10 protein-coding genes are annotated in these 12864 nt (G+C 72.0%); 4 read left to right on the plus strand and 6 right to left on the minus strand.

What is annotated here, in order from left to right:
• Positions 1 to 34: 34 nt before the first annotated feature.
• The 6 genes from AB0J57_RS04010 to AB0J57_RS04035 form a co-directional block, all read right to left on the minus strand.
• Positions 35 to 1072, minus strand: a complete 1038-nt coding sequence (locus tag AB0J57_RS04010) for a substrate-binding domain-containing protein (RefSeq protein ID WP_366126320.1) — start codon at positions 1070 to 1072, stop codon at positions 35 to 37.
• Between the two features lie 47 nt (positions 1073 to 1119).
• Entirely contained in the window at positions 1120 to 2136 is a 1017-nt protein-coding gene (locus AB0J57_RS04015) for an ABC transporter permease (RefSeq protein WP_366126321.1), read from the minus strand.
• A 33-nt stretch (positions 2137 to 2169) separates the two neighbouring features.
• Entirely contained in the window at positions 2170 to 3681 is a 1512-nt protein-coding gene (locus AB0J57_RS04020; protein ID WP_366126322.1) for a sugar ABC transporter ATP-binding protein, read from the minus strand.
• A 64-nt stretch (positions 3682 to 3745) separates the two neighbouring features.
• Entirely contained in the window at positions 3746 to 4927 is a 1182-nt protein-coding gene (locus tag AB0J57_RS04025; protein ID WP_366126323.1) for an ROK family transcriptional regulator, read from the minus strand.
• Between the two features lie 337 nt (positions 4928 to 5264).
• Positions 5265 to 5942, minus strand: coding sequence for a GntR family transcriptional regulator (locus AB0J57_RS04030; RefSeq protein WP_366126324.1), 678 nt, complete (start codon positions 5940 to 5942; stop codon positions 5265 to 5267).
• 105 nt (positions 5943 to 6047) lie between these two features.
• Positions 6048 to 6989 (minus strand): beta-ketoacyl-ACP synthase III, encoded by a 942-nt coding sequence (locus tag AB0J57_RS04035; protein ID WP_366126325.1) that lies wholly within the window; start codon positions 6987 to 6989, stop codon positions 6048 to 6050.
• A 297-nt stretch (positions 6990 to 7286) separates the two neighbouring features.
• On the opposite strand from AB0J57_RS04035, the gene AB0J57_RS04040 reads away from it, so the two are divergent.
• Genes AB0J57_RS04040 through AB0J57_RS04055 form a run of 4 tightly spaced genes read left to right on the plus strand, consistent with a single transcriptional unit; the run spans position 7287 to position 12859 of the window.
• Positions 7287 to 8270 carry a 2-dehydropantoate 2-reductase gene (locus AB0J57_RS04040; RefSeq protein WP_366126326.1) on the plus strand — a complete coding sequence of 328 codons (984 nt, stop codon included), beginning with the start codon at positions 7287 to 7289 and terminating at the stop codon, positions 8268 to 8270.
• Positions 8267 to 10210 carry a molybdopterin-dependent oxidoreductase gene (locus tag AB0J57_RS04045; protein WP_366126327.1) on the plus strand — a complete coding sequence of 648 codons (1944 nt, stop codon included), beginning with the start codon at positions 8267 to 8269 and terminating at the stop codon, positions 10208 to 10210. The genes AB0J57_RS04040 and AB0J57_RS04045 overlap by 4 nt, the downstream gene beginning before the upstream one ends.
• Positions 10191 to 12002 (plus strand): NAD(P)H-dependent oxidoreductase subunit E, encoded by a 1812-nt coding sequence (locus tag AB0J57_RS04050; RefSeq protein WP_366126328.1) that lies wholly within the window; start codon positions 10191 to 10193, stop codon positions 12000 to 12002. The genes AB0J57_RS04045 and AB0J57_RS04050 overlap by 20 nt, the downstream gene beginning before the upstream one ends.
• Complete coding sequence (locus tag AB0J57_RS04055; protein ID WP_366126329.1) at positions 11999 to 12859, plus strand: 2Fe-2S iron-sulfur cluster-binding protein; 861 nt, start codon at positions 11999 to 12001, stop codon at positions 12857 to 12859. The genes AB0J57_RS04050 and AB0J57_RS04055 overlap by 4 nt, the downstream gene beginning before the upstream one ends.
• Positions 12860 to 12864 lie beyond the last annotated feature (5 nt).

Here is a 12864-nt window from a genome sequence, read left to right on the forward strand (position 1 = left end):
CGTCGGTTGCTCGGTGGGGGCGGGCAGAGCCGGATCAACTGAAGCCCGTCGGCAGGTACTCGTCGACGTTGTCCTTGGTCACCACGGCCGAGTAGAGGGTGATCGAGGCCGGGATCTCCAGCTCCGACATGCCTCCGATGCCCTTCTTCTGACCGAGCGCGCGGGCCAGGTCGATGGCGGAGGCGGCCATGGTCGGCGGGTAGAGGACGGTCGCCTTCAGCACGCTGTTGTCGGCTTTGATGGCGTCCATCGCCGACTTGGCGCCCGCCCCGCCGACCATCAGGAAGTCGTCCCGGCCGGCCTGCTGGATGGCGCGCAGCGCGCCCACGCCCTGGTCGTCGTCGTGGTTCCACAGGGCGTCGAACTGCTGCTGGGCCTGGAGCAGTTGGGCCATCTTGGCCTGGCCGGACTCGACGGTGAACTCGGCGGCCTGCCGCGCCACCTTCTTGATGTTGGGGTAGTTCTTCAGGGCGTCGTCGAAGCCCTGGGTGCGCTGCTTGGTCAGTTCCAAGTTGTCCAGTCCGGCGAGCTCGACGACCTTGGCGTTCGGCTTGTCCTTGAGCTGTTCGCCGATGTAGCGGCCGGCGTTGAGGCCCATGCCGTAGTTGTCGCCGCCGATCCAGCAGCGGTACGCCTGCGGGGAGGCGAAGATCCGGTCGAGGTTGATCACCGGGATGCCGGCCTTCATGGCCTGGAGGCCGACCTGGGTGAGGGCCTTGCCGTCGGCCGGCAGGATAACCAGGACGTCGACCTTCTTGTTGATGAGCGTCTGGATCTGGCCGATCTGGGTGGCGGTGTCGTTGGACCCCTCGGTGATCTCCAGGGTCACCTCGGAGTACTTCTCGGCCCGCTGCTTGGCGTTGACGTTGATGGCGTTGAGCCAGCCGTGGTCTGCCTGCGGTCCGGCGAATCCGATGGTGACGGGCGTGCCGGGCTTGTCGTCGGCGGCCGGGACGTTGTTGGTGGCGGGGGCGGAGTTCTTGGGTTCGTTGCTGGTGCAGGCGGTCAGCAGGGCACCGGCGGAGACGGCGGCGGTGCCGAACAGCAGGCCTCTGCGGCTGGTTTGTGGCATGGCGGGGGAACCCTTCGGGTCGGGACACACAAGGGGAGTGCGGGGTGTCAGGCCTCGCCGGAGCCGCGCGCGGTGCGGCGCTGGACCAGGACGGCGGCGACGATGATCGCGCCCTTGGCGATCTGCTGGACGTCGCTCTGGAGGTTGTTGAGGGCGAAGATGTTGGTGATGGTGGTGAAGACGAGGACGCCGAGCACGGAGCCGGCGATGGTGCCGCGACCGCCGCTGAGCAGGGTGCCGCCGATGATGGCGGCGGCGATGGCGTCGAGTTCGTACAGGTTGCCGTTGGTGTTCTGGCCGGAGCCCGCCAGGACGATCAGCAGGAAGGCCGCGATGCCGCAGCACAGCCCGGACAGCAGGTAGAGGTAGAGGCGCTGGCGGCGTACGTCGATCCCGGCGAGCCGGGCCGCCTCCGCGTTGCCGCCGACGGCGACGGTGCGCCGGCCGAAGGTGGTGCGGTTCAGCAGCAGCCAGCCGATGACGGTGACGGCGGCGAAGACCAGCACCAGCGGCGGTATGCCGAGGATGTACGCGTCCGGGACGCCGAGGTCGAGGACCGACTGGACGGTGACGATCTGGGTCTTGCCGTCGGTGATCTGGAGGGCGAGTCCGCGCGCCGAGGCGAGCATGGCGAGTGTCGCGATGAAGGGGACCATCCCTCCGTACGCGATGAGCACGCCGTTCACCAGGCCGCAGCCGAGCCCGACCACCACGGCCGTGAAGAGGATGCCCGCGAAGCCGTACTCCTGGGTGGCGACGGTGGTCGCCCAGACGGACGCGAGGGCGACGATCGCGCCGACCGAGAGGTCGATGCCGCCGCTGGTGATGACGAACGTCATGCCGACGGTGACGACACCGATGACGGACGCCTGGGTGAGGACGAGCTGGAGGTTGTTGGTGTCGAGGAACTGGTCGGGCTTGGTGATGCCGCCGACCGCGATCAGTACGGCGAGGACACCGAGCAGGGAGAGGTTGCGGACGTCGGCCCGCAGCCCCAGGGGCGGTCGGCCACCGGCTTTGCCGACGGGTGGTTCGGCGGTCGTGACCGGAGCGGGCTGCGTCATGACGTCGGGCTCCCTTCCATCACAGGGCTTCCATCAGAGGGCTTCCATCACAAGGTCGAGTACGCGGTGTTCGTCGAGCTCCCGGGCGGGCGCGGTGTGCACGACGCGGCCCTCCCGGAGGACCAGCACCCGGTCGGCGAGGCCCAGCACTTCGGGGACCTCGCTGGACACGAGCAGGACGGCGAGCCCGTCGTCGGCGAGGCGGCGGATCACGGCGTACAGCTCGGCGCGGGCGCCGACGTCGACGCCGCGGGTCGGCTCGTCGAGGAGGAGGACGCGGCATCCGCGCAGCAGCCAGCGGGCGAGGACGGCCTTCTGCTGGTTGCCGCCGGACAGGGTGCGGATGCGGGCGTCGGGGTTGTCGGGGCGCAGCGACAGGTCGCGGGTGGCGGCGCGGGCGGCGGTGCGTTCGGCCGCGCGGTCGATCCAGCCGCCGCGCGCGAAGCGGGGCAGGGACGACACGGAGACGTTGCGGGTGACGGATTCGAGCATCAGCAGGCCCTGCGCCTTGCGTTCCTCCGGGGCGAGGCCGAGTCCGGCGCGGACGGCGGCGCGGACGCTGCCGGGGCGCAGGGGGCGGCCGTCGACGAGGACGCGTCCGGCGGTGGGGCGGCGGGCGCCGTAGACGGTCTCCAGGATCTCGGAGCGCCCGGAGCCGACGAGCCCGGCGAGGCCGACGATCTCGCCGGGCCGCAGTTCCAGGTCGACCGGTGCGAACTCCCCTTCGCGGGCGAGCCCTTCGACCTTCAGGACGGGCTCCCCGGCCAGCGGCGCGGCCGAGGGGCGCTCGGGGAAGACGTACTCGACATTCCGACCGGTCATCATGGCAACGATGTCGCGCGTCGGTGTGTCCTTGGCGGGCAGTCCCCCGGCGACGGCCCGGCCGTCCTTGAGGACGGTGACGCGGTCGCCGATGCGGCGGATCTCCTCCAGGCGGTGGGAGATATACACGACGGCGACCCCGTCGGCGGTGAGGTCGGCGACTATCCGGAAGAGGTTGGTGGTCTCGTCGGGGTCGAGGGCGGCGGACGGCTCGTCCATCACGATGAGGCGTACGTCGTGGGAGAGCGCGCGGGCCATGGAGACGATCTGCTGCTGGGCGGCGGACAGGTCGCCCACCGCCCGGGCGGGATCGATCTCCGGGTGGCCGAGGCGGCGCAGCAGGGCGGCGGTGGTGGCGCGTGCGCTGCGGCCGCGCACGACGAACCCGGCGGTGGTGGGCTCGTGGCCGAGGAAGACGTTCTCGGCGACGGACAGGCCTTCCACCAGGTCCAGTTCCTGGTAGATGGTGGCGATGCCGAGGCGCATGGCGGCGATGGGCGACTTGAGCGTGACGTGCTCGCCGCGCCAGGTGATGGTGCCGTCGTCGGGCTGGTGGGCGCCGGCGAGGACCTTGATGAGGGTGGACTTGCCGGCGCCGTTCTGGCCGAGGAGGCAGTGGACTTCGCCGGCCCTGACCTCCAGGTCGACGCCGTCGAGGGCGCGTACGCCGGGGAACGACTTGGTGATGCCGGACATGGTGAGCAGGGGTGGTTCTGGTGCCATGACAATCCCCTCGCGGATGCGGGCGCGTGCGGGTGGTGCCGTGGTTCCGGTGCGGCCGGGTGCGTCAGGCCGGTGAGAACAGGTGGTCGCTGATGAGGCGGGCTGCGCCGATGACTCCGGCGGTGGCGCCCAACTCCCCCAGGACGATGGGGAGGTTGCCGGTGGCCAGGGGCAGGGAGGTGCGGTAGACCTGGGTGCGGACGGCGGCGAGCAGGTTGTGACCGAGACCGGTCACCCCGCCGCCGATCACCACCAGGCCCGGGTTGAAGAAGCTGACGAGCCCCGCGATGACCTGACCGACGCGGTTGCCGCCCTCGCGGATCAGGGCGAGCGAGGTGGCGTCACCGGCGGCCGCGCCCGCGGCGACGTCCACGGCGGTGAGCCGCCCCGCCGCCTCCAGGCGCCGGGCGAGCTCGTCGGACCGGCCGGCCCGCGCCGCGTCCTCGGCGTCCCGGGCGAGCGCGGCACCGCTGAAGTGGGCCTCCAGGCAGCCCCGGTTGCCGCACGCGCAGGCGCGGCCTTCGGGTACGACCTGGATGTGGCCGATGTCGCCGGCGCTGCCCGTCGTACCCCGGTAGACCTCGCCGCCCACGACGATGCCGCAGCCGATACCCGTACCGATCTTGACGCAGAGGTAGTCGCCCACGGAGCGGGCGACGCCCGCGTGCTGCTCCCCCATCGCCATCAGGTTCACGTCGTTGTCCACCATGACCGGGCAGCCCAGCTCCTGGCTGAGCGCCTCCCGGACGGGGAACCCGTCCCAGCCGGGCATGATCGGCGGCGCGACCGGTACGCCCTCGGGGAAGCGGACCGGGCCGGGTACGCCGATCCCGGCGCCGTCGAAGCCCTCGGCGAGGCCGGACGCCCTGAGCTTGGCCGCCATCGCGAGGACCTGCTCGAACACGGCGACCGGTCCGTCGCGTACGTCCATGGGGTGGTTGAGGTGGCCCAGCACCTCCAACTCGGCGTTGGTGACGGCGACATCGATGGAGGTGGCGCCGATGTCGACGCCGAGGAAGCGCAGTTCGGGTGCGAGGCGGATGTTGTGCGACCGCCGCCCGCCGCGGGACGCGGCGAGTCCGTCCGCCACCACGAGCCCGGTCTCCAGGAGCCGGTCGACCTCGACGGCCAGCTTGGAGCGGGACAGGTCGACCTGGTCGCCCAACTGCGCACGGGAGTTGGGGCCGCCGTCGCGCAGCAGCCGCAGCAGTCGTGCCTGGTGCGCGTTGGCGGGTCGAGCCGTCATGCGTCTCACGCGCCCCTCCCCGCCGTCGTGTCCGGCCTTGGTGTGCTGCTTTCGAGGGGGAACGTAGCAGCGCTTTCCCGTAGGGGGAAGAAGTTGCGCGGCAATCCGTACCAACTTTCTCCACAGCCAGGACAAAGCCCCACGCGTGCGTGTCCCCGAGGTGCGCGACCGCACCAGGCGCGTCGCGGTCAGGCGCGTCGCGGTCAGGCGCGTCGTGGTCAGGCGCGTCGCGGTCAGGCGCGTCGCGGTCAGGCGCGTCGCGGTCAGGCGCGTCGCGGTCGGGCGCGTCGCGGTCAGGCGCGTCGCGGTCGGGCGTGAAAAGGCCTGACCGGCACCGTCAGGCCGTGTCGCGGTGGTGGTACGTGGCGCGGGTGTGCTCGGTGTGGGCGCGCATGACTTCCGTGGCGCGCTGCTCGTCACGGGCGGCGATCGCGGCGATCAGTTCGCGGTGCTCGATCCAGGACTGCTTGCCCCGCTGCCGGGCGACCGGCGTGTAGTACCAGCGGACCCGGCGGTCCACCTGGGCGGCCAGCTCGGCGAGGACGACATTGCCCGCGAGCTCCATCACCTTGGCGTGGAACGCGGCGTTCGTGGCCACCGCCTGGTCCACGTCGTCGTCCGCCACCGCCCGCTCGCCCCGCGCGCACAGCTCCTCCAGGGCGGCGATGCCGGCCGTACCGGAGTTGGCGGCGGCCAGCCGCGCGGCCTCCGCCTCCAGGAGCGTGCGCACCGAGAGGAGCTGGTCCGCCTCCTCCTCCGTCGGTTCGTGGACGAACGCACCCTGGGCGGGGCGCAGATCGACCCACCCCTCGGTGTTGAGCCGCTGGAGCGCCTCGCGCACCGGCTGGCGGGAGACCCCGAGGTGGCCGGCCAGCTCGCTCTCGACGAGGTGCTGGCCGGGCCGCAGGGCGCGGGTGGTGATCAGTTCGAGCAGCGCCTCGTAGACGCGCTCGCGCAGCGGGCCGGGCCTCTCCAGCCTCGGTACGGCACCTTGCGGCAGTCCTGCGGACAACATCCGGCCCCCTCGTCTGCAACGGCTGTCTATTGTCTACAGTCTACCGACCGACACCGCCCCGTCACGGAACGCGGACCAACGGAACGCCGACCGCGGAACGAGGACTCACGGAACGCGGACGACCTGGCCCGCGTACGACAGGTTGCCGCCGAAGCCGAAGAGCAGGGCGGGCGCGCCGGAGGCGACCTCGCCGCGCTCGACCAGCTTGCTGAGCGCCATCGGGATGGAGGCGGCCGAGGTGTTGCCGGACTCGGTGACATCGCGGGCGATCACCGCGTTGACCGCGCCGATCTTCTGCGCGACCGGCTCGATGATGCGCAGGTTCGCCTGGTGCAGCACGACCGCCGCCAGCTCCTCGGGCGCGACGCCCGCCCGCTCGCACACCTTCCGGGCGATGGGCGGCAGTTGGGTGGTGGCCCAGCGGTAGACCGCCTGGCCCTCCTGGGCGAAGCGCGGCGGGGTGCCCTCGATGCGGACGGCGTGGCCCATCTCCGGGACGGAGCCCCACAGCACCGGGCCGATGCCGGCCTCGCCGGGCGCCGCCTCGACGACCGCCGCGCCCGCCCCGTCGCCGACCAGGACGCAGGTGGTCCGGTCGGTCCAGTCGGTGACCTCGGTCATCTTGTCGGCGCCGATCACCAGCGCGCGGGTCGCCGAGCCCGCCCGTACGGCGTGGTCGGCGGTCGCCAGCGCGTGGGTGAAGCCGGCGCACACCACGTTGAGGTCCAGCGTCGCGGGCGAGCCCATGCCGAGCCGGGCCGCGACCCGGGCCGCGGTGTTCGGGGAGCGGTCGATCGCCGTGGAGGTGGCGACCAGGACCAGGTCGACGTCGGCGGGGGTGAGCCCGGCGGCGGCCAGCGCCTTGGCGCCCGCGTGGGCGGCCATCTCGTCGACCGTCTCGTCGGGGCCCGCGACATGGCGGGTCCTGATGCCGACCCGGCTGGTGATCCACTCGTCGCTGGTGTCCACCAGGGCGGTCAGGTCGGCGTTGGTCAGGACCTTGGCGGGCTGGTAGTGCCCGAGCGCGGCGATACGAGTGCCAGTCATGCCCGGGACCCCCTTGGTGTGCGGTGTGCGGTGTGCGGTGTGCACGAAGGTGCGGTGTGCTTCGTGCGGGTGCAGGAGGCACCCAGTTTCGTCAGCGACTGGTGAGTAACCGGTCGGGTGAACCAACAGGATTCACGCCCGCCTCTTGGAGAGTCCGCAACATCGCCGGTCCTGGCGGGCATCCCGTGGAAGTCGGAACCCTTGTCGACCGTCCTTCCATACTGTAGACAATATTTCGTCGACAACACACCCTTCCGGTCCCTTGCCTCGGTCCCTCAACCGAACGGAGACCCCCACGTGAAAGTCGCAGTCCTCGGCGCCGGAGCGATCGGCGCCTACGTCGGAGCCGCGCTGGACCGCGCGGGCGCCGACGTCCACCTGATCGCCCGTGGGCCGCACCTGGCGGCCATGAGGCAGCACGGCGTGCGGGTCCACAGCCCGCGCGGCGACTTCACCGCCCGCGTCCACGCCACCGACGACCCGGCGGACGTCGGCCCGGCCGACTATGTGTTCCTGGGGCTCAAGGCCAACTCGTACGCGGCGTGCGGGCCGCTGATCCGGCCACTGCTCCACGACACCACCGCGGTGATCGCCGCCCAGAACGGCATCCCCTGGTGGTACTTCCACCGGCACGGCGGGCCCCACGACGGGCGGCGCGTCGAGAGCGTCGACCCGGGCGGGTCGGTCAGCGCGGTGCTCGCGCCGGAACGGGCCATCGGGTGCGTCGTCTACGCCGCGACCGAGCTGGCCGGGCCCGGCGTCGTACGGCACCTGGAGGGCACCCGCTTCTCGATCGGCGAGCCGGACCGGTCGGTGTCCGAGCGGTGTGTGCGGTTCAGCGAGGCCATGCGGGCCGGTGGCCTGAAGTGCCCGGTGGAGCCGGAGCTGCGCGAGGACATCTGGATCAAGCTGCTCGGCAACATCTCCTTCAACCCGATCAGCGCCCTCGCCCGGGCCACCATGCGCCAGATGTGCCTGCACGGTGGTACGCGGCGGGTCATCGAGCTGATGATGGCCGAGACCCTGGCCGTCGCCGCCGCCCTCGGCTGCCGCCCCGGCATCTCCGTGGAACGCCGCATCGCCGGCGCCGAACGGGTCGGCGACCACCGCACCTCCACGCTCCAGGACCTGGAGAAGGGCAAGCCGCTGGAGCTCGATGTGCTGCTCGCGGCGGTCGTCGAGCTGGCGGACGCCGGGAACGTCCCGGTGCCGACGCTGCGCACGGTGCACGCGCTGTCGGACCTGCTGGCCACGCAGATACAGACGAGGAACGCGGCATGAAGAGGAACTACACCCGCCTGACCCATCCGCTCGTACGCGACGTCAAGGGCGGGCCGCTGCGGCGGGCCACGTGGGACGAGGCGCTGGACCGGGCCGCGGCCGGATTCCGCGCGGCCCGGGGCGCCTTCGGGATGTTCTCCTGCGCCCGCGCCACCAACGAGATGAACTACGTGGCACAGAAGTTCGCCCGCGTGGTCATGGGCACCAACGACGTCGACTCCTGCAACCGCACGTGTCACGCGCCGAGCGTCGCGGGCCTGTCGGCCGTCTTCGGCTCGGGCGGCGGGACGTCGTCGTACGAGGAGGTCGAGCACACCGACGTCATCGTGATGTGGGGCTCCAACGCCCGCTTCGCGCACCCGATCTTCTTCCAGCACGTCCTGAAGGGGATACGGAACGGGGCACGGATGTACGCCGTCGACCCGCGCCGCACCTCCACGGCCGAGTGGGCGGAGGGCTGGCTGGGCCTCAACGTCGGCACCGACATCCCGCTCGCCCACGCCGTCGGGCGCGAGATCATCCACGCGGGCCTGCACAACCGCGCGTTCGTCGAGCGGGCGACGACCGGTTTCGAGGAGTACGCCGAGCTGGTCGAGCCGTGGACCCCGGTCCTGGCCGAGAAGGTCACGGGCGTGCCGGCCGCGGCGATCCGGGAGCTGGCCCACGCCTACGCCCGGGCCGAACGGGCGCAACTGTGCTGGACGCTGGGCATCACCGAGCACCACAACGGCACCGACAACGTCCGCGCGCTGATCAACCTGGCGCTGCTGACCGGCCATGTCGGGCGGTACGGCTGCGGCGTGCAGCCGCTGCGCGGGCAGAACAACGTGCAGGGCGGCGGCGACATGGGGGCCATCCCCAACCGGCTGCCCGGCTTCCAGGACATCCTCGACGACGGCGTACGGCGGAAGTTCGCGTCCTTCTGGGGCACGGAGATCCGGCCGTCCTACGGGCGCACGCTCACCGAGATGTTCGAGGCGATGGAGACCGGCGAGCTGCGGGCGGTGTACTGCATCGGGGAGAACCCGGCGCAGTCCGAGGCCGACAGCGAGCAGGCGATGCGGCGGCTGGCGCGGCTCGACTGCCTGGTCGTGCAGGACATCTTCCTGACGAGGACCGCCGAGTTCGCGGACGTGGTACTGCCCGCGACGGCCGCCTGGTGTGAGACGGACGGCACGACGACCAACAGCGAGCGGCGCGTGCAGCGCGTGCGCAAGGCGCTCGACCCGCCCGGTGAGGCGCGCGAGGACATCGACGTCATCTGCGACCTGGCGCGGCGGCTCGGCCACGACTGGAAGTACCAGGACGCCGAAGCCGTCTGGAACGAGCTGCGGGCGCTGTCGCCGGACCACTGGGGCATGACGTACGAGCGGCTGGAGAAGCACCAGGGCATCCAGTGGCCGTGCCCGGACACCGAACGGCTGGAGCCGTCCTTCCTGCACGGCCGCCTGTGGGAGGCGGACCCGGCCCGGCGGGGCCGGCCGGCGCCCTTCGGGATCGTGCGGCATGACCCGCCCGTCGACCTGACGGACGACCACTACCCGATCCGGCTGACGACGGGGCGGCGGCTCGACTCGTACAACACGGGTGTGCAGAGCGGGAGTTTCGCCTCGCCGCTGCGGCGCGGGGAGTACGTCGAGCTGTGCCCCGAGGACGCGGAGCGGTACGGGGTCGTGGTCGGCGAACAGGTGCGGGTGACGTCCCGGCGGGGGTCGGTGACGGCGCCGGTGTGGGTGGACCCGGCGCTGCGGCCGGGGCTGGCGTTCATGACCATGCACTTTCCGGACGAGGTGGACACCAACCAACTGACGATCGAGGCGAACTGCCCGATCGCGGGGACGGCGGAGTTCAAGGCGTCGGCCATCCGCATCGAACGCATCGAACGCATCGATCACACCGATCGCATCGAGAGGAACTCAGGTGGACCTGCGCTTCGGTGACAGCAAGCCGACCGACGAGGAACGGGAGGCGGTCGACGCGCTGCTGGGCCCGCCGGCCTCGGCCTGGGAGGGCGGCGACGACCGCGCGGACGCGGACCTGCGCTGGGCGCGCGGCGGCCGCGGGGCCCGGGAGCGGCGCGACCAACTGTTGCCGGGGCTGCACGCCCTGAACGACCGGGTGGGCTGGATCAGCGACGGCGGCCTCGACTACCTGTGCCGGCGGTTGACGGTGCCGCCGGCGGAGGCGTACGGGGTCGCCACGTTCTACTCCCTGTTCTCGGTGCGGCCGCGCCCGGCGGCGGTGCTCCACGTCTGCACGGACCTGGCGTGCGCGGCGCGCGGCTCCGCCGGGCTCACAACGGCCCTGGAGTCGCGCCTGGGTCCGCCCGGCACGCCCTCGGACGGTGCCGTGTGGCAGCCGAGCCCCTGCCTGGGCCTGTGCGAACGGGCCCCGGCGGCGCTCCTGCTGCGGGCGGGTGCCCGGCGCGCGGCGGCGGTGGTCGCGCCCGCCTCGGCGGACGCGCTCCAGGAGGCCGTACGGGCGCCGGGGGGCGCCCCCGCCGAACCGAGCGCGCTCATGGCCGTGCCGCAGGCGGGGCAGGAGGGCCTGTCGCTGCTGCGGCGCGTCGGGGTCGTCGACCCGTACAGCCTGGACGACTACCGGGCGCACGGCGGGTACGCCGCGCTGCGCCGGGCGTTCGCGCTGGGGCCGGCCGGGGTCATCCGGGAGGTGACCGAGGCGGGTCTCCTCGGGCGCGGCGGGGCGGCCTTCCCGACGGGCCGCAAGTGGCAGGCGACCGCCGCCCAGCCCGACCGGCCGCACTACCTCGTCTGCAACGCCGACGAGTCGGAGCCCGGCACCTTCAAGGACCGGGTGATCATGGAGGGCGACCCGTACGCGCTGATCGAGGCCATGACCATCGCCGGGTACGCGGTGGGCGCCCACCGGGGCTACCTGTACATCCGCGGGGAGTACCCGAGGGCCACGGAGCGCCTGGAGAACGCCATCGCACGGGCCCGGGAGCGGGGGCTGCTGGGCGACGACGTGCTCGGGCACGGCTACGCCTTCGACATCGAGGTCCGGCGGGGCGCCGGCGCGTACATCTGCGGTGAGGAGACCGCCCTGTTCAACTCCATCGAGGGCCACCGGGGCGAACCGCGCTCCAAGCCGCCGTTCCCCGTGGAGAAGGGCCTGTTCGGCAAGCCGACCGCCGCCAACAACGTCGAGACGCTCGTCAACGTCCTGCCGATCCTCACGGGCGGCACGGAGTTCGCCGAGACCAAGCTGTTCTGCGTGTCGGGGAACGTGGCCCGGCCGGGGGTGTACGAGCTGCCGTTCGGGGCCACGCTGGGCGAACTGCTGGAAGTCGCGGGCAGGCCGGAGCGGATGCGGGCGATCCTGCTGGGCGGGGCGGCGGGCGGCTTCGTACGCCCCGACGAGCTGGACATCCCGCTCACCTTCGAGGGCACCCGGGCCGCCGGCACCACCCTGGGCTCGGGCGTCGTCCTCGTCCTGGACGACACCGTCGACCTGCCGCGCGTCCTGCTCCGTATCGCCGAGTTCTTCCGGGACGAGTCGTGCGGCCAGTGCGTGCCCTGCCGGGTCGGCACGGTACGGCAGGAGGAGGCGCTGCACCGGATCAAGGACCGTACCGGCGCCGCGGCGGCCGACGACATCGCCCTGCTGCGCGAGGTCGGCCAGGCCATGCGGGACGCCTCGATCTGCGGTCTCGGGCAGACCGCCTGGAACGCCGTCGAGTCCGCCATCGACCGCCTGGGGGCCTTCGAATGACCGCCGTACCGCTCCACTTCCCGCGCCGTCTCGTCGAGTTCACCCTCGACGGCGAGCCCGTGCGCGTCCCGGAGGGGGCCACCGTCCTGGACGCCTGCCGGGCCGCCGGCAAGGACGTACCGACCCTGTGCCACGGCGACACGCTCACACCCAAGAACGCCTGCCGGGTCTGCGTCGTCGAGGTCGAGGGCGCCCGCACGCTCGCCCCCGCCTGCTCGCGCCGCGCCGAGCCCGGGATGACCGTCCGCACGGACACCGAGCGGGCCCGGCACAGCCGGAAGGTCGTGCTGGAGCTGCTGGCCTCCTCCGTGGACCTGTCGACGACACCCCGGGTCCAGGAGTGGATCAAGGAGTACGAGGCGAAGCCGGACCGTTTCGGCCCGGACGCTGCCCGCCTCAACGAGGACCCGAGGATCGACAACGACCTGTACGTCCGCGACTACGACAAGTGCGTTCTCTGTTACAAGTGCGTCGACGCGTGCGGCGAGCAGTGGCAGAACACCTTCGCCATCTCCGTCGTGGGCCGGGGATTCGACGCCCGTATCGCCGTCGAGCACGACGCGCCGCTCACCGACTCCGCTTGCGTGTACTGCGGCAACTGCGTCGAGGTGTGCCCGACGGGCGCGCTCAGCTTCAAGAGCGAGTTCGACATGCGGGCGGCCGGTACGTGGGACGAGTCGCGGCAGACCGAGACGACGACGGTCTGCGCGTACTGCGGAGTCGGCTGCAACCTCACCCTTCACGTGCAGGACAATGAGATCGTCAAGGTCACCTCGCCGCACGACAACCCGGTGACCCACGGCAACCTCTGCATCAAGGGCCGTTTCGGCTACCAACACGTTCAGAACCGGGACTGATCAGC

This window comes from Streptomyces sp. NPDC049837, assembly GCF_040674455.1.
GTDB lineage: Bacteria > Actinomycetota > Actinomycetes > Streptomycetales > Streptomycetaceae > Streptomyces.